The 17,449-nt window shown below is 57.0% G+C and carries 17 protein-coding genes; 10 read left to right on the top strand and 7 right to left on the bottom strand.

Going from position 1 to position 17,449, the window contains the following annotated elements; genetic code table 11:
- The first annotated feature begins 54 nt into the window (after positions 1-54).
- From GJ698_RS19985 to GJ698_RS19995, 3 genes are all read left to right on the top strand, one after another.
- Positions 55-1,029: an alpha/beta fold hydrolase gene (locus GJ698_RS19985; RefSeq protein ID WP_154359624.1), complete on the top strand. Its 975-nt coding sequence runs from the start codon at positions 55-57 to the stop codon at positions 1,027-1,029.
- A gap of 409 nt (positions 1,030-1,438) precedes the next feature.
- Positions 1,439-4,246: a TonB-dependent receptor gene (locus GJ698_RS19990; RefSeq protein ID WP_229260086.1), complete on the top strand. Its 2,808-nt coding sequence runs from the start codon at positions 1,439-1,441 to the stop codon at positions 4,244-4,246.
- Between the two features lie 200 nt (positions 4,247-4,446).
- A complete protein-coding gene (locus GJ698_RS19995; RefSeq protein ID WP_154359625.1) occupies positions 4,447-5,445 on the top strand; it encodes an alpha/beta fold hydrolase in 999 nt (332 codons plus the stop codon).
- A 37-nt stretch (positions 5,446-5,482) separates the two neighbouring features.
- On the opposite strand, the gene GJ698_RS20000 is transcribed toward GJ698_RS19995, so the two are convergent.
- From GJ698_RS20000 to GJ698_RS20015, 4 genes are read right to left on the bottom strand one after another with little or no spacing between them, the layout of a single operon-like run.
- Positions 5,483-5,860 carry an HVO_A0114 family putative DNA-binding protein gene (locus GJ698_RS20000; protein WP_154359626.1) on the bottom strand — a complete coding sequence of 126 codons (378 nt, stop codon included), beginning with the start codon at positions 5,858-5,860 and terminating at the stop codon, positions 5,483-5,485.
- Positions 5,857-6,153, bottom strand: a complete 297-nt coding sequence (locus GJ698_RS20005; protein ID WP_154359627.1) for a DUF6516 family protein — start codon at positions 6,151-6,153, stop codon at positions 5,857-5,859. Before GJ698_RS20005 ends, GJ698_RS20000 begins: the two co-directional genes overlap by 4 nt.
- Positions 6,154-6,196: 43 nt before the next feature.
- Positions 6,197-7,081, bottom strand: a complete 885-nt coding sequence (locus tag GJ698_RS20010; protein WP_154359628.1) for a dienelactone hydrolase family protein — start codon at positions 7,079-7,081, stop codon at positions 6,197-6,199.
- A gap of 40 nt (positions 7,082-7,121) precedes the next feature.
- Positions 7,122-9,251 (bottom strand): TonB-dependent receptor, encoded by a 2,130-nt coding sequence (locus GJ698_RS20015; RefSeq protein ID WP_229260093.1) that lies wholly within the window; start codon positions 9,249-9,251, stop codon positions 7,122-7,124.
- A gap of 216 nt (positions 9,252-9,467) precedes the next feature.
- On the opposite strand from GJ698_RS20015, the gene GJ698_RS20020 reads away from it, so the two are divergent.
- From GJ698_RS20020 to GJ698_RS20050, 7 genes are all read left to right on the top strand, one after another.
- Entirely contained in the window at positions 9,468-10,640 is a 1,173-nt protein-coding gene (locus tag GJ698_RS20020; RefSeq protein WP_154359630.1) for a Fic family protein, read from the top strand.
- A gap of 20 nt (positions 10,641-10,660) precedes the next feature.
- Positions 10,661-10,966 (top strand): hypothetical protein, encoded by a 306-nt coding sequence (locus GJ698_RS20025; RefSeq protein WP_154359631.1) that lies wholly within the window; start codon positions 10,661-10,663, stop codon positions 10,964-10,966.
- Positions 10,967-11,272: 306 nt separating this feature from the next.
- Entirely contained in the window at positions 11,273-12,619 is a 1,347-nt protein-coding gene (locus tag GJ698_RS20030; protein WP_154359632.1) for a tyrosine-type recombinase/integrase, read from the top strand.
- Positions 12,620-12,653: 34 nt separating this feature from the next.
- Positions 12,654-13,307, top strand: coding sequence for a hypothetical protein (locus GJ698_RS20035; RefSeq protein ID WP_154359633.1), 654 nt, complete (start codon positions 12,654-12,656; stop codon positions 13,305-13,307).
- 383 nt (positions 13,308-13,690) lie between these two features.
- Positions 13,691-14,008: a YlcI/YnfO family protein gene (locus GJ698_RS20040; RefSeq protein ID WP_154359634.1), complete on the top strand. Its 318-nt coding sequence runs from the start codon at positions 13,691-13,693 to the stop codon at positions 14,006-14,008.
- The gene (locus GJ698_RS20045) at positions 14,008-14,808 is read left to right on the top strand and encodes a hypothetical protein (RefSeq protein WP_154359635.1); all 801 of its coding nucleotides are present in this window, start codon (positions 14,008-14,010) and stop codon (positions 14,806-14,808) included. The genes GJ698_RS20040 and GJ698_RS20045 overlap by 1 nt, the downstream gene beginning before the upstream one ends.
- 248 nt (positions 14,809-15,056) lie before the next feature.
- Positions 15,057-15,224 (top strand): hypothetical protein, encoded by a 168-nt coding sequence (locus tag GJ698_RS20050; protein ID WP_154359636.1) that lies wholly within the window; start codon positions 15,057-15,059, stop codon positions 15,222-15,224.
- 171 nt (positions 15,225-15,395) lie between these two features.
- Here the strand turns inward: GJ698_RS20050 and GJ698_RS20055 are convergent, their stop codons facing one another.
- The 3 genes from GJ698_RS20055 to GJ698_RS20065 all read right to left on the bottom strand — a co-directional run bounded on the left by GJ698_RS20055 (position 15,396) and on the right by GJ698_RS20065 (position 17,392).
- A complete protein-coding gene (locus GJ698_RS20055) occupies positions 15,396-16,505 on the bottom strand; it encodes a DUF262 domain-containing protein (protein ID WP_154359637.1) in 1,110 nt (369 codons plus the stop codon).
- Complete coding sequence (locus tag GJ698_RS20060; protein ID WP_154359638.1) at positions 16,505-17,101, bottom strand: hypothetical protein; 597 nt, start codon at positions 17,099-17,101, stop codon at positions 16,505-16,507. The genes GJ698_RS20055 and GJ698_RS20060 overlap by 1 nt, the downstream gene beginning before the upstream one ends.
- Before the next feature lie 78 nt (positions 17,102-17,179).
- The gene (locus tag GJ698_RS20065; protein WP_371865396.1) at positions 17,180-17,392 is read right to left on the bottom strand and encodes a helix-turn-helix domain-containing protein; all 213 of its coding nucleotides are present in this window, start codon (positions 17,390-17,392) and stop codon (positions 17,180-17,182) included.
- Between the last annotated feature and the right edge of the window lie 57 nt (positions 17,393-17,449).

The following is a 17,449-nucleotide window of genomic DNA, read 5'->3' on the forward strand; positions in this document are numbered from 1 at the left end:
AATGACTGTAGCACAACACTGGTTATCCATACATCGACTAAAAGGAAGAACATCATGAACACCGCCAACCTGTCCCGCCGCAACGTACTGTTCAACTCCGCTGGCGCCGTCGCCGCCGCCGTGGCCCTGCCGCTGGCCGCCCTGGGTACCGCCGAAGCGCAAGCCGCTGTCGCCAAGGGCGGACCGGTCAGCAAAACCGCCAGCACCATCACCACCCGTGACGGCGTCGAGATCTATTACAAGGATTGGGGCCCGCGCAACGGCCAACCGGTGATCCTGAGCCACGGCTGGCCGCTGAGCTCGGACAGCTGGGAATCGGCAGCGTTCTTCCTGGCCAATAACGGCTTCCGCGTCATCACCCACGACCGTCGCGGTCACGGCCGTTCGAGCCAGCCCTGGGAAGGCAACGACATGGACCACTACGCCGACGACCTGGCGCAGCTGATCGAAGCGCTGAACCTGAACAACATCATCCTGGCCGGCTTCTCGACCGGCGGCGGCGAAGTGGCGCGCTATGTGGGCCGCTACGGCACCAAGCGCATCGCCAAGCTGGGCCTGATCTCGGCGGTGCCACCGCTGATGCTGAAAACCGCCGATAACCCAGGCGGCCTGCCGATCGAAGTGTTCGACGGCATCCGCGCGGCATCGGTCAAGGATCGCGGCCAGTTGTACCTGGACCTGGCTTCGGGCCCGTTCTACAACTACAACCGTCCGGGCGCCAAACCATCGCAAGGCATCATCCAGGCATGGTATTCGCAAGGCATGCAGGGCGGCTTCAAAAACACCTATGACTCGATCAAGGCGTTTTCGGAAACCGACTTCCGCGACGACCTGAAAAAATTCGACAAGCCGACCTTGGTGATCCACGGTGAAGACGACCAGATCGTGCCGATCGACGCCGCCGGCCGCGCCTCGGCCAAGATCGTCAAGCACGCCAAGCTGATCACCTACCCAGGGGCGCCGCACGGCCTGACCGACACCCACAAGGACAAGTTCCACGCCGACTTCCTGGCTTTCGCCAAGTCCTAATCCCCGCCAAGGCCCCCTCCGGGGCCTTTTCTTTACAAGACCTTGCAGAGAGATACATTAATTTACGCGTTGATCCTTGTAACTGCGCGCAAAGTGTGGTTTGCAGCGCACAATTTCAAATTGCAAGATCTTTATTTTGAAGGCAGTTGCACGCGTTTTCGGCGCGCGCTGCTCAAAGTCCAAATCGTTAAGTTAGATTCATATTGCCGGGAGATCGGCGTAAAAAGCTGAAAATTGCCCTGTTGTGTTTTTGCAACGCCGGCTTGGGTGGTGATGTTGTCGACTGAGGATGTGGAAGAAACCCGCATTGACGCAATTTTCGACGGGTGTTTCCATGATCCCGCTTGAGAAAAATTGCATTTCTCAACAATCACCATTCAAAACAAAAAGCCACTTCAGGGAGCAGTTCATGATGAAAGAAACAGTGCTGGCACATTCGGTGCGCCAGATGTTTGCAGGCGGTCTCGCCATCGCCACGCTGGGCATGATGGCCCAGGTTCAAGCACAGGAAGCCCAGGCGCCGATCCAGCGCGTGGAGATCACGGGTTCCAGCATCAAGCGCGCAACTGCCGAGACCGCATCGCCGGTCCAGGTGATTTCCCGTGATGATCTGATGAAGTCCGGCAAGGCCACCGTGGCTGACTACCTGCAAACCCTGACCGCTGACGGCGCCGGCTCGCTGCCGACCGGCTTCGGTAACGGTTTCGCCGCTGGTTCGACCGCCATTTCGCTGCGCGGCCTGGGTGCGACCTCGACCCTGGTGCTGCTGAACGGCCGCCGCATGGCGCCATTCGCCCGTGCCGATGACGGCCAGAAGAGCTTCACCGACCTGTCGACCGTGCCGATGCAGATCGTCGAGCGCATCGAGATCCTGAAGGACGGCGCTTCGTCCACCTACGGCGCCGACGCGATCGCCGGCGTGGTCAACATCATCCTGCGCAAGGACTTCACCGGCCTGACCATCAAGGCCGACACCGGCGCCTCGCGCTACAGCGACGCCCAGCAGCACAAGGCGTCGGTCACCTACGGCAAGGGCTCCCTGGACGAAGACAAGTACAACTTCGTGGTCAACGCCGAGTACTTCAAATCCGACCCACTGATGAACAGCGACCGCAAGGACCGCGCCTGGATCGGCAAGGGCGACCTGCGTCCATACGGCTACCCGATCGGCACCCAGTTCGCGTCGGGCTACATCAGCGGCAACAACAACGCCGCCGCCAGCCCGGTCGGCGCGATCCGCAATCCGACCACGCTGGACTACGTGTCGCTGCCAGGCTGCTCCAAGCTGTCGACCGCGTCGCCACAAGATCCGAAAGGCGGCTGCCTGTGGTACCAGGACCAGTTCCGCTCCATGCAGCCGAACATCGAAGGCGTGAACCTGTACACCCGCGGCACCTGGCAGGTCAACGAGAACACCCAGGCCTACGCGGAAGCCGGCTACTCGCAGCGTAACACCTCGTTCATCCTGACCCCGCCGTCGATCACCCCGACCGTGGCCTTCCCGCCAAACGCGGCCAACCCGACCGGCGTGATCAACTACGGCTCCGGCGCCGGCACCACCATCGTGCTGGCCCCGTCGCATCCGCAGAACCCGTTCGGCGCCGCCGCCCGCGTGCGCTACAGCGCGTTCGACGTCGGCCCAAGCACCCGTGCCGTGGACAACAACTTCACCCGCTTCGTGGTCGGCCTGAAAGGCTCGGCGCTGGGTTGGGACTACGACACCGGCTACACCCACTCCGAGTCCAAGCTGGACCTGGACTACAGCAACATGCTGAACATGGCCGTGGTCAAGGCTGCGCTGGGCGATCCGACCAGCAAGTACTTCCCGTACTACATCGGCGACCAGGCGTCCAAAAACCCGGCCTCGCTGTACGCAGCAATGGTGACCCATGCTTACTCGCACTCGTTCACCAAGCTGGACATCATCGACTTCAAGGCCACCCGTTCGCTGATGACCCTGCCAGGCGGCGACCTCGGTCTGGCAATCGGCGCGGAACACCGTCGTGACAAGCTGTCGAACCCATCGCTGTCGGGCACCGAAAACGGCACCATCAACGCCAGCTACGTGGCGGCGTTCGGCGACACCAAGGTGTCGGCGGTCTACGCCGAATTGCTGGCGCCGGTACTGCAAACCGTGGAACTGTCGGCCGCCGTGCGTTACGACAAATACGACCACTTCTCGTCGACCACGCCGAAAGCCGGCGTGAAATGGACCCCGGTGAAGAGCTTCGCCCTGCGCGGCACCTACTCGGAAGGCTTCCGTGCGCCAGGCCCTGCGGAAAGCAGCGCCCTGTCGCAATCGACCGGCACCTCGACCGTGCGCGATCCGATCCGCTGCCCGAACGGCACCCCGCTGCCAGGCGCAACCTCGACCGACTGCGCGGCTTCCGTCGCGGCTGTGAAAATCGGCGATCCTAACCTGCGTCCGGAAACCTCGAAAGGTCTGACCCTGGGCCTGGTGTGGGATCCGCTGAACGACCTGTCGCTGTCGCTGGACGGCTGGAAGATCAAACGTTCCGACGAGATCAACCCGCTGCCGTACAACGAAGCAGCAGCGCTGCCGACCGCGATCCGCGCCGACAACAACCTGGTGGGTGCTGACGGTAAAGTCATCCCGAACAGCGGCACGCTGCTGATCACCAAGGCGCCATACCGCAATTCCAGCTTCACCGAAGTCAAAGGTGTCGACCTGGATGTGAAACAGCGTCTGCGTCTGGGCGACTACGGCCGCGGCAGCGTTGGCCTGACCTGGACCCACGTGGCATCGTGGGTGCGCGCCGAGTCCGCCACCGTGCGTTACCAGTTCGCTGGCACCCACGGCAACTGCGACACCTCGAACTGCGCCGGTACGCCGAAAGACAAGATCAGCGTCAACGCTTCGTGGGATCCTAGCCAGGCCTGGAACTTCAGCGCCATCGCCAACTACCGTTCGGACATGAAAAACGTCCTGTTCGAAGGCGACCTGTGCGCTTCGAAACTGGCCAGCGGTGCCGACGCGCCTAACGGTTGCAAAATCGCTTCGTTCACCACGGTTGACCTGTCGACCCGTTGGAACGTGAACAAGCAACTGCAACTTTTCGCTTCGGTCAACAACGTGTTCGACAAGATCGCCCCGCTGGATCCACTGACCTACGGCGGCATGAGCTACAACCCGATGGATGCTAGCGGCGCAATCGGCCGTTACTTCAAAATCGGCGCCAGCTACAAGTTCTTCTGATAGCTGCGCATGCCGGGGCCTGTCCCCGGCATGCGATGGAAAGGGCGGTGAGCAATCACCGCCCTTTTTTTATTTTTAAAAATTGCTTGCTATTGAATAGTGCGCGATATATATTGAGCACATGGACAGCGCAACATTGTCCGGCAAGACCGAAAAACATAGTTCACTACTAAATCGCTAATTACTGAATGGAGTCCATCATGAGCAAAGAAAACCAAGACCAAGCTGTCAGCCTGTCGCGTCGTTCCGCAATGTTCAGTGGCGCCGGCGCCGCAGCCGCCGCTGTCGCCGTGCCGCTGGCGGCGCTGGCTGGCGGCAGCGCGCAAGCTGCTCCAGTGGTGAACGGCAAAGGTGCGGTCGCCAAGACCGGCAGCACCATCACCACCCGCGACGGCGTCGAGATCTATTACAAGGACTGGGGCCCGCGCAACGGCCAACCGGTGATCCTGAGTCACGGCTGGCCGCTGAGCTCGGACAGCTGGGAATCGGCAGCGTTCTTCCTGGCCAATAACGGCTTCCGCGTCATCACCCACGACCGTCGCGGCCACGGCCGTTCGAGCCAGCCGTGGGAAGGCAACGACATGGACCACTACGCCGACGACCTGGCGCAGCTGATCGAAGCGCTGAACCTGAACAACATCATCCTGGCCGGCTTCTCGACCGGCGGCGGCGAAGTGGCGCGCTATGTGGGCCGCTACGGCACCAAGCGCATCGCCAAGCTGGGCCTGATCTCGGCGGTGCCACCGCTGATGCTGAAAACCGCCGATAATCCAGGCGGCCTGCCGATCGAAGTGTTCGACGGCATCCGCGCCGCCTCGGTCAAGGACCGCGGCCAGCTGTACCTGGACCTGGCTTCGGGCCCGTTCTACAACTACAACCGTCCGGGCGCCAAACCATCGCAAGGCATCATCCAGGCGTGGTATTCGCAAGGCATGCAGGGCGGCTTCAAAAACACCTATGACTCGATCAAGGCGTTTTCGGAAACCGACTTCCGCGACGACCTGAAAAAGTTCGACAAGCCGACCTTGGTGATCCACGGTGAAGACGACCAGATCGTGCCGATCGACGCTGCCGGCCGCGCCTCGGCCAAGATCGTCAAGCATGCCAAGCTGATCACCTACCCAGGTGCGCCGCACGGCCTGACCGATACCCACAAGGACAAGTTCCACGCCGACTTCCTGGCTTTCGCCAAGTCGTAAAATCAAAAGCCCCGGTCGAAAAACCGGGGCTTTTTTATCAGATCAGATCGGCTTCGAGTTTGAATTTCAGCGCGGTGAGGTGGACCTCCTCGATACCGGCATCATCAGGCGCAGAACATCGCGTTATCTCGACGATACCCAAGCGTTTCAACTCGTTGATGTCGCGCTGCACAGCATTACGGGAGCGTTGAAGACGTTCTGCGATGGCATCGATCGAGCCGGGATGGTCTTTGATGACACGGAACAGAAAACGGTTTTTCGGCCGCAGCAGCCGCAGTAAGTCAGCAGGGTCTCCAAACATGATATAGCTTTGCTCAGGCAGCTCGCGCTTCTGATCGATAAGCTTGGCCATGACGCGGCTATGCTGGATAAATTCCTGCTCATCGCAAGTTTTGATGGTAGTGAGAGTTTTCATGCCTTCTCCAAAACCGACGTCCAATCAAGTAGAAATCGCTCCTGGATTTCGTCGAAATTAATGAAGTCAACAAGCTGGACCTGGCCCATGTAATGTCTATGGTGTACATGATGGCTGTTGTCGTAGCCGACTACGCGCCCATGGTCCTTGTGAGACAGACTGTGATTAATATACGCTAAATTGTAATGTGTGACCGTACCATGCGCGTCGGCCCAGGCTTCAGTGCGAACCAAGCCATTGCCCCGTTTTTTGGGGACATGGTAAAGCGTATCGAGGATTTTTTTGTCAGCCATGACTTAGCCTAGCAAGGCTGAGTCATGGGAACTTTGTTCAAACTCAGGTGAGACGGGCGCGCAGGAAGTCGGTGGTGCGCTGCCAGGCCAGTTTGGCGGCCGCCGCATCGTAGCGCGGCGTGGTGTCGTTGTTGAAGCCGTGTTCGACGCCAGGGTAGACGTGGTATTCGTAGTGCACGCCGGCCTCTTTCAGGGCCTTCTCGTAGGCCGGCCAGCCGGCGCGGATGCGTTCGTCATTGCCGGCATCGTGAATCAGCAACTGCGCCTTGATGCGCGCCGCATCGTCCGCCTTCGGCTGCGCGCCGTAGAACGGCACCGCCGCCAGCAGATCCGGCAACTGCGTCGCCAGGTAGTTGGCAATGCCGCCGCCGTAGCAGAAGCCGACCACGCCCAGCTTGCCATTACCTTCCGGCAGCTGCTGCAGCCAGCGCGCGGCGGCGACGAAATCGACGCGGGTCTTAGTCTGGTCCAGCTTGCCGAACAATTCGCGCGCCTTGTCCTCGTCGCCGGGATAGCCGCCCAGCGTGAACAGCGCGTCCGGTGCGAAGGCGATGAAGCCGTCGACCGCCAGGCGGCGCGCGATGTCTTCGATGTGCGGATTCAGGCCGCGATTCTCATGCACCACCAGCACGGTCGGCAGCTTGCCCTTGACGCCGGCAGGGGAGGCCAGGTAACCGCGCACCTTGCCATTGCCCTGCGGCGACGGCAGCTCGACGTAGCGCGTGGCGATGCGCTTGTCGTCCGGCGTGACCAGCGGCGCGGCAAAGCTCGGGCTGAGGGCGCTGAGCAGACCCGCCGCCGTCGTGCCGCCCACCGCATAACGCGTGGCCGAGGACAGGAAATCACGACGGTTGATGCCGCCGTGAACATACTGGTCAAACAGCTTCAGAACTTCCGGATCAAAATCAGCGGCGGTCTTGCGGGTCATGTCTCGCTCCGTTGGAATAAAGATGAACCGCCAGTGTAGCCTACAGATTCATTTCCAGCCGCACCGAGAAACGGGCATAGGCGTCGTTGTTGGTGTAGCGGCGCAGCGTCTGGTTGGCGCCGTAGTATTCGTTGATGCTGTGGCTGTCCCGCGCCAGCAGATTGTCGATGTTGAAGATCAGGCGCTGCGTGGCGCCGACTTTCCAGTTGGCGCCGGCGTTCAGCGTGAAGCGGTTGGACTGGTAGGTGCGCTGGGTCAGATTGTTGCGGAACCAGTCGCCGGGCAGCCAGTTGGCGTCCAGGTTCAGCTTCAGCGGCAGATCGGCCAGCGCATAACCGGCGCCCAGCTTGGCGCGCCACGGTAACTGGCCTTCCAGGCGGTTGTCCGGCCCCGGCAGGTCGCGCAGCGCGGAATGCGCGTAGCCGACGCTGCCTTGCAGATCCAGATTGGGCGCCTCCTTCCACACATCACGCGCGGCCAGGCGGCCTTCCAGATTGACGCCGCGCAGCGTTGCATCGCCCAGGTTGGCCGGACGCATCACGTAGCGCGGCACAGTCGCCCACGCCACGTTTTCCAGCGCCAGTTCGGTGCCGGTCTTGTGCGTGATGTCGCGGGTATAGAACTCGATCTTCGCTTCGCTGCTGGCGCCGAGGCCGTGCGCATACGACAGGTTCACGCCCAGCGAACGTTCCGGCAGCAGCTTGGGATTGCCGGCGCTGTCGGCCGTGTCTAGCGTGTTGGCGCCGCACAGGCTGCGGTCGTAGCAGGGCGCCAGCGGATTGATGGTCGGATGCAGGAACAACTGGCCGGTATCCGGCGCCTGGAAAGTGCGGGCGACCGAGGCGCGCAACTGGCGCTTGCTGTCGCCACCGACCTTGTACGCCACATGGGCCGACGGCGACCAGATGCTGAAGCGCGGACGGTTGTGCACCGTGCCCTCGTCCAGCTCGTGAATGCGCTGCTCGGTGGACATGCCTGCGCTCAGGGACAGGCTCTTGTTCACGCGCCAGTCATCCTGGACGAAGAATTGGCGCCGCTCCGTGCGCGCGTGGGTGCTGGTGCCGAGCACGGCCTGGCTCAGGTCGGGCAGGCCGTCGATCAGGTCGGTGTAATCGGCATCGTTGTCGATCTTGGCCAGTTTCATGCCGGCGGAGAAATCGTGGCCGCCGGTGAATGCGGTCTTGAAGGTCAGGTCCAGGAAGCGGTTCGTGACGTCGAGGTCGCGGACTTGCTGGCGCAGGTGATCACCCTCCACCGACCAGTTGTCCATGCGCCGGATGGTGGTGGTCGGCTGCATGCGGCTGAAGCGGCCCTGCAGCGACAGGCTGCTGTCCGGACTGATCTTCCAGTCCCAGCCCAGCGGCAGTTCGATGATCGTGGTGCGATCGCGGTGCTGCCGTTCGGCTGACAGCGTGTCGCCATCGCCCCACAGGCGCTGCTCCACGCCATGCGAATGGACGCCCATATACGTTGCCGCCGGTTTGAAGGACAGCTTGTGCTCGGGATTGACGGCCCAGGCGATCTCGCTGCTGGCCAGCACGGTCTCGACCCGGCTCACGCCGCTGCTTTCCCCGTGAAACTGCGGCGTCGGCGCGGCGGTGCCGAGACTTTGCGTCTGCTGATACTGCTCGGCATTGGGCGTCGTGCGGCTGTTCGCGATCAGCATGAAGTTGTAGCTTATTGGCAGGCTGGACGGCAGTTGATTGCTCATCAGCGTCGCATTGGCGCTGCCGTAGCCGGCCGACGTGGAACCGCCGGCACGCAGCAGCGTCATCGCCTTGCGGTCGATCTTGCGGCGGATGATATTGATGGTGCCGGCAACGCCGAACGGCCCGGTGCTGGCGGTGGCAGACTTGATGATCTCGATCTTTTCCACCTGCACCAGGTCCATCGCGTAAGGATCGGTGAGGCTTTCGCGACCATCGACCAGGATCTGCGTGTAACCCGTCAGGCCGAGTAGGCCAAGGCGGCCATCCTTGCCGATCGTAATGGCCGGCTCGCGCCGCAAGGCGTCGCCGACGTTTTGCTGACCGCTTTCTTCCAGCGTCTTCCTGCTGATGATGAGTTTTCCAGCGACAAAATCGCGGCTCGCCTCCACATCGGTCTGACCATTCACCACAACGGTTTGCGGCCCGTCTTCCGCGTACACCTGCGCCGATGCCAGCAGCATCAACAAGCAATATCTCAGCGTCATTACTTCATTGTCTATTGATAAAACACTATTATTGCATGCGGTAAAGATGTTAAAAAGAAAAATATGAAATTTACTAATATGGCATGTCGATAAAGCGGCAGACGATTCCAGTAAAAGCTCGTTTTATTATAAAAAATAGTCGTACAATCAAAGACTTGTAGTAATCGTAAACCGGCAAAAAAAGCGGCAAAAATGTACGATTCAGCACATCAGTTTGAACCACTTTTGCTTAACGACCGGCAACTTGAAACAGTAGCGCCGTTAAGCCAGAGCATTGTCATGGGCTCGATAAAGCTGACATCCGTTGCGCATGAAACAACCCGAGCCACGCTCCGCGAACTTGTCCAGAAGATGAACTCCTTCTACAGCAATCGGATAGAAGGCCAGATTACACATCCGCGCAATATTGAGCGGGCGCTACAGAATGACTTCTCGCACCGACCGGATATAGCCCGGTTGCAGCGCATCGCGCTTGCGCATATCGCAGCGGAAAAAGAACTGGAAGGGGTGGGTGACGCTGGTTCCGCACTGCGATCGGTTTTTTTGATTAATGTGCATCGTGCACTGTATGAAAGACTTGCGCCCGGCGACCGGCTTTCTGATGACGGGGACGTGATTATTCCTGGACAGATCCGAACCCGGAATGTGCAGGTTAGCAGGCATGTGCCGCCGAATGCTGGTTCTCTGCCAGTTTTTCTCAAGCGGCTCGATGAAGTCTACGATGCCTCACGAGGGTGGGGACAGATTTTGATCCACACTGCCTGCCTCCACCAAAGGATCGCCTGGGTTCATCCTTTTTTGGACGGGAATGGCAGGGCAACCCGGCTTCAGAGTCACTGCGCCTTGTGGAAATTGTCTGAAGGCCTTTGGTCGCCTAGCCGGGGATTAGCGAGGTCCACGGACGCTTATTACGCCGCACTGCATAACGCCGACTCTCCGCGACGTGGGGATCTGGATGGTCGCGGCAACCTCAGTGCTTTGGGATTGCTGGAGTGGGTAAAGTACTTCCTCGGCGTTTGTGAGGATCAGGTGACGTACATGTCGAACATGCTGGCGTTAGATGGCATATCGCAGCGGATCGAGGCGCTGATCCTCTTCCGCTCAACGCAGGACAAGCGTATGCGGCGCGAAGCGATCCTGCCACTCATTCATGTTTTCGCACTCGGGCCAGTGACACGCGGGGAGTTTGCGCAACTGACAGGTCTGGGCGAGCGCAATGCCAGATCGCTGCTGTCGAAGCTGTTGGCGGATGGCCTCCTGGTGAGCGACACCGCTTATGGTCCGGTTCGCATTGGACTGCCCTTGGATTCGTTGGGGATGCTGTTCCCTAACCTCTACCCCGAGGCAAGCCTTCCTCTCGACTAGGCGCAGGATAGAATGATGAGATGTCAAAAACTCCCAAATTCCCAGGCCCATTGACAGCGCGCGGCGCCGTCCTGGCGGTATTGATATCGGATGCCGACCAGACCGGCGCTGAACCGCTGCAAGGCCGCACCTCACTTGCCGTCATCGTCAAGACATTGAAGCGCAAGTACCATTGGCCAATCGAGTCCAGCAGCTTCCCTTCCAATTCCGGCGATGGGAGAGCGACGTGGGCTACTGTGTATAGCCTGCCGCCGGCAACGGTGGCCAAAGCCTTGGACAATGGCGGACGTGAGTGGCTGGATCGCCGAGTGGGGGCGAAGGCCTGAATTCTTGTGGGAACGCGTGGAAAAGACGGTCGAGATATGGTCCAAGAAAAAAAGGGTTACAAGCGTGAGCATGTAACCCTTCATTTTTCCTGCTTATTTCTGGTGCCGACTGCCGGTTTCGAACTGGCCACCTGATGATTACAAATCATCAAAAGATGTCATTTATAAGAATTTATCGGTATGCATCAATTTTGAGATGATATTTAAAATCAATGACTTGTGAAAACACAGAGTTGATTTGCACCAATTGACGCCGTTGTTTATACTCCCAATCCGGTTACATAGGGGTTACATGAGAGGCTGACGATGGCGCGAGTAGCGTTTACTGCTGGAAGGATTGATGCCCACAGGTGTGGGCCTGACAAGGCACAGGAGTTCATCTGGGATACCGAAGCGCCAGGGCTTGGGCTACGAGCTACAAGACCGGAAGCAGGCAAACCATTGCCGCCGACATCTTTCATCTTTCAAGCCAAGTTGAATGGCAAGACCATCCGCGTGACAATTGGCGACCGCAAGGCATGGAGCATTGATGCAGCGCGTGCAGAGGCACGTCGGCTGAAAGTGATGATCGACAGCGGTCAAGACCCTCGTCAAGTTAAAGCTGACGCGCTGGCAGCAGAGGAGGCCCGCCGTGAAGCCAAGTTGGCGGAACAAGCCGCCGCTGCCGCTGCGGCTCTTCGTGACTCGATAACGTTGGGCGATGCGTGGCCGATCTACGTGGCCGAACGCACGCCACACTGGGGCGATCATCAAATCTCCGCACACAGAAAAATCATGCAGGCAGGCGGAGAGAAACGGAAACGTAGTCCAAAGCTGACCAAGGCAGGCCCGCTGTCGGTGCTGTCCGGTGTGCGCTTGGTGGACTTGACCGATGCGAAGATCGAAGCTTGGGCTAAGGTGGAAGCGGCGGTGCGCCCATCCAGCGCGAGGCTGGCGATGCGACTGCTCAAAGCGTTTATGAATTGGTGCGCAGGACATTCGGTCTATGCCGCCCTGGTCACAGTGAGCGCCGCAAAGAGCAGTCGCGCGCGTGAGATCCTGGGCAAACCCAAGATGAAGCATGATCTGCTCCAGCGGGAGCAACTGGCGGCCTGGTTCGATGAGGTGCGCAAGATTGGCAACCCAGTCATTGCCGCCTACCTGCAAACGCTGCTGATGACTGGCGCTCGTCGCGAAGAGGTAGCCAAGTTGCGTTGGGCTGATGTCGATTTCCAGTGGGCGAGTATGAGGTTAGGCGACAAGGTGGAAGATTTCCGCATGGTGCCGCTCACGCCTTACGTCGCGCACTTGCTTGCCGCTTTGCCACGTCGTAATGAGTGGGTTTTCAGCAGCCCCAGTGCTGAATCAGGCAGGCTGGCAGAACCGCGCATTGCCCATAATGAAGCGGTTGCCGCCGCCGGTTTACCGCACCTCACCTTGCACGGTCTGCGCCGGAGTTTCGCAACTCTGAGCGAATGGGTGGAGATGCCTGCGGGCATCGCGGCTCAAATTCAAGGCCACGCACCGCAAGGTGTGCGAGAACAGAACTACATCCGTCGTCCGCTGGACCTGCTGAGGAAGTGGCACATTAAGATCGAGGAGTGGATTCTTGAGCAGGCCGGTGTCGAGTTCACCCCAGCTGTCCACGGTCTGCGAGTTGTTGGCGCAAACTGAACTTGGAACCATTGACAACCAGCAACGATAATAAATGAAACAAGTCCAAGTACCAGAATTCGATTTTGAATTCGATGAAAGTTTTCCCCTTTACGGTGACGTAGTTTTTCATCACGAAATGCGAGAACTCCTTCGTGGCGAAGTGTCTTATGGCGAGGACGACAACAAAGACAAAGCGCGCCGAGTTTTGGAATATGGTTCGCAACAAATCCTCAATGATGAAGCCTCGTCGCCATTTATGCGCTATGTCGCAATCTGTTTTAAGCGCCACCTGGAAGGGAACAAAGGAAAAAAGGTAAGCCTGGATGTCGCTTTCAGCCGCGAACAGGGGCTGGGACGGCCCAAAGATGACCCTGCAAAACATGATGCCGTTGTTGTCGCATACTACTCGGGTTGTGCTTGTGTTGTACCTCAAAGCGCCCACGTCTTTGCATACTATCTCCACGCATTAGGCGACCCAGCCTACGCTCACACAGCTTTAACTGCGGACATTACGATGGACGAAGAAGAACGCCGGGAGCGGAGCTTCAATGCGGCTTTCAGCGTCCACCACGGCTGGACTCAGGATGAGCTTAGTCGCAAGGGAATTGACTCCAGATCCGTCGAAAGCAAGAAGGAGCAGACCAGGAGCCTGTTGCAGGACAGGGGGCTTTACCTCAAACAAAGGAAAAAGAAAATCAGAAAATAATATGCCCGATTTTAATCTGGCTTACAAAATTGGGGTCCTTCGTCAGACTACGGGTTCGTTAAACAAACAAGGAACCCGTTCCATGCAAATCGTAACACCTCAATTCCCACCAATCGACCAGGAAACCCGCAGCCATGTGGACACCGCGTGCGCTGCGCATTGGCTGAACCGTAAAGAACAGACAATGCGTGCTTGGGCCTGCCTGGAAAACGGCCCCATCCGTCCCATTCGCGTCATGGGGCGTTTGGCGTGGCCGGTGGACGCAATCAGGCGCGTACTGGCTAACGGCCATGCCACCGGGACTGGGGGCGCAGCATGAGTGCCCTCAATTTCAAGAATCACACGCCCGAGCAACCACGCCTGTTTAATTCAAAGGGATAACGATGAGCTATAAACTTGATTTGCCGGAAGAAACCGACGAGTTGTTGCAGAGCCTTTCCGTTTCCACGGGGCTTTCTTTTAGCTACATGGTCAACAAGCTTCTGAGCGCACATTTGACGGACCTGCATGAATTGCTGGCGCTGGTTGAAGCTCATCCTGAACTGGAGGAAGAGGCGGCAAATGTGTTCCACTCGTTCGGGCCAGAGCAGATGATGGTCGGCATCAAGCGCATTGCGCCGCCTGCTTACCTGACACTGGCGGAGCGTTTCGAGCGCGACGTTGGGGTCTCTCGTGATCCGGCGCAGTTCACTAGTCACTAATGGAAGTAGTAAGCGCTTCTGATGAAGCGCCACGGGACTTTGCGCGCCTTTCGGCGCTGCTTAGTCCTGTTGCGCCAAGCGGGCTTGAGCACGCGCGACAGCGGCTGGCTGCCACAGACCGAGAGAAGCTCATCGGTGGCTTCAAGAAGGCGTTCGCAACCGATAGGCGACTTCTGACTCGCTTGATTGGTGAGGAACTCGTATTGCGTGGTGTCCCTCCGTGCTACTGGCATGACACCTTGAACTGGAAGAATGCCAGCCTGAGTCAACGTTACGACCTCTTTGTTGGCGACCTGCTCTGGCTGCGCCGTTGGCATCGTCTGCACGTACAGCAAATAAGGTATGCCAGGTATCGGCGCCTGCTGACGGGGTTCGATACCTTATTCTACCGAGAGGTCGATCACGCTTTCTGGGCAGGTAGGCGACCGGCATGGCAGTTGATCAAGTCGCTGAGCCTGACGGTGAGCCAGCAGTGGGAGTGCGCGTGGCTTCGTTCGACACCCGTGCAGAGGAAATCGGCGTCCATCGATGCTGACAGCGCTGGCGTCCTTGAGCTACTGCGCGCCGACCTGGGCGTGGTGCGGCGGACTGCGGCCTATGGTGAAGCCGAGGCCGAAGCAACGTTGCGCCGCCGTCACGCGATTTGGCGTTGTTGGCGTATTGCGGGCACCGCTAGCCCTACTGCGATTGCCGCGCGCTACGAGCAGCTAACCGGAGAGGCAATCAGTCGGCAGCTTGTCGCGAATCACCTGGTAAAGATTCGATCCAGTCTCAAACAAAAGGAGATGAAAACGACATGACCTAACGAGCAGAAATTGGGCGGTGTATCCCCTTTTCCAGAACGTAGTTCTGGATTGTTTTCGTCACCCCAGAAAAGCCTTTACCTAAAGGCTCCTGATGGGTGACGAACGGAGATGAAAAACACCTTGGCGGACATAAAATGTCGTCACCCCTCAATCTTATACCTTCTGTCACCCCTCGCGGCCCTGGCGTTGACACCGACGAACCGGCTCCCCTGTTCAGCGGCCCGACGAACCCGGAGAGAATTATGCGCAAAATCACAACTGGCGAAATGGCCGAAATCCTCGAAATCATGAACATCAAGCAGAGCATCGACAGCGGCTTCGCGGTAACGCATCATGGCGACCTCGACGGCCGCGCGATCATCGCTATCTCTACTTGTCGCGGCGAAGGCGATTGTTACATCGTGGACTGACCTCACTGCGGAACTAATGCGCAAGCAATGCTGCCCCATCCGGCGTTGAAAAGGCAAAGTCCTAGAATATAAGGATCGCCGGGATGGGGAAGTCGTCTTCAACTTCAGGGTTTTTAACGGCGATCCTTATACCCCCGCGACAGAAATGAAAGACAACGAACTGTCGCGAGTTTATGCTTCAATTGTTGCAGCAAAAATATTTGCTATCGTATTGTGCCGGGCCATCCTTTGGCGCTTGTTATTTACTGCCTCACGAGCTGCAAGTGCGTAGTCGGCTGGAGGCGCGTCAATAAAGGCAATAAGATTTTCCCTGATTTCCTTCATCTTAATCTTGCCAATTTTTTTAATATCACCTCCATACGCGTCCAGGACATTAATTAACGTAAATGCATTGGACTTTGAAAACCAGGCGGAATTTTTCGGGAACTTAAAGTTTAAGAATATTTTGGCGGCATCGTTAAGGCGGGTGACTAATTTGTCACGTTCTTCAAATTCTGCGACCTGGTCCAGATATGCTTCCAACTGCTCGTTTCGGTTGTAATAGCCTCCGGTGATGGTAGCCATTAAATTCAAAGTATAGGCGAGATGGGTTTGTCGTTGAATCTCATATCGCGTAAATATTGATGATTCGACAATTAATTCCAAGAATGAAGAAATGTTTTGTTTGTTCCCCCAGGCAACAAAATCCGCATCGATATTCGGATCTGTTTTACTTAACCCCGAAAATACATTATCAACATTCTCATTTTCCGTGTCGTCGCCGTTCACTTTTCGCAACTCGCCACAAAGCAGCTTAGCAATAAGCATGAAGTCCGATGAGCCGTACTCGGCTGACATTTTTTCAATTGTAGACAGCGCATAGAATGTTCTATTCAAGCGTTGGAAAATTTCAATAATCTCGGGATCGTTTTGCTCCAAATCCAGATCAATAATAGCTATTTCATACTTGAGAAACCCCTTTTGCTGATCTTCATGAAGCTGAGCGAACGTTTTCCCATCAACAGCGAATTCGTTATTAATAAACTCCTGAATTGTGGTCATACGTTGCTGTCCATCGACAACGCACATAGTTGACCTCATGGTTACCACGTCCAATGTACCCCGCGATAGAAAAATCTCTGGAAACGGATATCCAAGCAAGATTGTCTTAATAAAGTCAATCTTATGAGTTAAACGCCAAACGAGCTTTCGCTGAAAATATGGCGAGAGAATAATGGAGCCTTCCCGAATATCACGGACGATATCAACAAGGTCACGGGGGCGAACTTTATATTTCGACATTATTTTTCCAATTTGTAAGCACCTAGATTTCTAACCAGGCTCTGCTCAAAAAACACGGGCGATAGATAAATTCCACAATTAACGTCTTTGAACGATTCAAAGTGTTTTTGGGTTAGTTGGCTAAAGAATTTAAACCAATCCTTCCTTAATTGGCAATGCGGCATGACATCAGGTCGAAACCAGCCCTGAGCAAGGTTTTTTTGAAAAAAATCTGGAACGTTCTTAATTTTGCTGCTTTTGGGAAATTTGGTTAAGTCGCGGTAACCCTTGGTGATCGAAAAGGCTTCCTCGCTAAATTTTGTAAATAGTCGTTCGTCAACAATAGCTAAATCAAGATCAGAGTCACTTTCGGTGAACTCCGTATTTTTATAGAGACTATGCCCAGTTTGGGCCGAACCGGAAACGTAGATGGACTTGAACGGGACACCGAACTCGTCGGCAACGGAACTAAATATCTTAAAGATCGCATCGTCATGAACAAGAGATATCGGTGACCGTCTAAAGTAAAATAGACGTTTCACAATTAACTCGTCGCTATCACCTCTTTCGCGCGCCGTCTTGATTTCTGCATCCAGCTCGTTTTTATATTTATTCATGACGAGTGGTTGTAATTGCTTAAGTGACATCATATCCCTTTTGGCAGCGACAGTTATAGCCGAGATCTTCCCTGCGTCCTAAAGCCCTCGAAACAAGTCCTCTACCGTAATACCGAACGACGCAGCGAGGCGTTCTATACCATCCAAGGACAAGTTCGACGTGCCGCGTTCGATCCTGCTCATATAGCTGCGTGCAAACCCGCACTTGTCCGCGAAGTCTTCTTGCGAGACTCCCGCGTCACGGCGTAGTTGGCGGACCCGTTCGCCAAATCTTTTTCTCAGCGTTTCCACGCTGATACTGTCGAGCAATGTATACTAAATCACCACGCTCTAATCGTGACATTTTTG

Origin of the sequence: Duganella aquatilis (genome assembly GCF_009674565.1) — a bacterium.
In the GTDB taxonomy this organism is placed as follows: Bacteria; Pseudomonadota; Gammaproteobacteria; order Burkholderiales; family Burkholderiaceae_D; genus Rugamonas; species Rugamonas aquatilis.

Coding starts and splice junctions, on each gene's coding strand:
- GJ698_RS19985 (WP_154359624.1), top strand. CDS start 55: ATGAACACCGCCAACCTGTCCCGCCGCAACGTACTGTTCAACTCCGCT.
- GJ698_RS19990 (WP_229260086.1), top strand. CDS start 1,439: ATGATGAAAGAAACAGTGCTGGCACATTCGGTGCGCCAGATGTTTGCA.
- GJ698_RS19995 (WP_154359625.1), top strand. CDS start 4,447: ATGAGCAAAGAAAACCAAGACCAAGCTGTCAGCCTGTCGCGTCGTTCC.
- GJ698_RS20000 (WP_154359626.1), bottom strand. CDS start 5,860: ATGAAAACTCTCACTACCATCAAAACTTGCGATGAGCAGGAATTTATC.
- GJ698_RS20005 (WP_154359627.1), bottom strand. CDS start 6,153: ATGGCTGACAAAAAAATCCTCGATACGCTTTACCATGTCCCCAAAAAA.
- GJ698_RS20010 (WP_154359628.1), bottom strand. CDS start 7,081: ATGACCCGCAAGACCGCCGCTGATTTTGATCCGGAAGTTCTGAAGCTG.
- GJ698_RS20015 (WP_229260093.1), bottom strand. CDS start 9,251: ATGCTGCTGGCATCGGCGCAGGTGTACGCGGAAGACGGGCCGCAAACC.
- GJ698_RS20020 (WP_154359630.1), top strand. CDS start 9,468: ATGTACGATTCAGCACATCAGTTTGAACCACTTTTGCTTAACGACCGG.
- GJ698_RS20025 (WP_154359631.1), top strand. CDS start 10,661: ATGTCAAAAACTCCCAAATTCCCAGGCCCATTGACAGCGCGCGGCGCC.
- GJ698_RS20030 (WP_154359632.1), top strand. CDS start 11,273: ATGGCGCGAGTAGCGTTTACTGCTGGAAGGATTGATGCCCACAGGTGT.
- GJ698_RS20035 (WP_154359633.1), top strand. CDS start 12,654: ATGAAACAAGTCCAAGTACCAGAATTCGATTTTGAATTCGATGAAAGT.
- GJ698_RS20040 (WP_154359634.1), top strand. CDS start 13,691: ATGAGCTATAAACTTGATTTGCCGGAAGAAACCGACGAGTTGTTGCAG.
- GJ698_RS20045 (WP_154359635.1), top strand. CDS start 14,008: ATGGAAGTAGTAAGCGCTTCTGATGAAGCGCCACGGGACTTTGCGCGC.
- GJ698_RS20050 (WP_154359636.1), top strand. CDS start 15,057: ATGCGCAAAATCACAACTGGCGAAATGGCCGAAATCCTCGAAATCATG.
- GJ698_RS20055 (WP_154359637.1), bottom strand. CDS start 16,505: ATGTCGAAATATAAAGTTCGCCCCCGTGACCTTGTTGATATCGTCCGT.
- GJ698_RS20060 (WP_154359638.1), bottom strand. CDS start 17,101: ATGAATAAATATAAAAACGAGCTGGATGCAGAAATCAAGACGGCGCGC.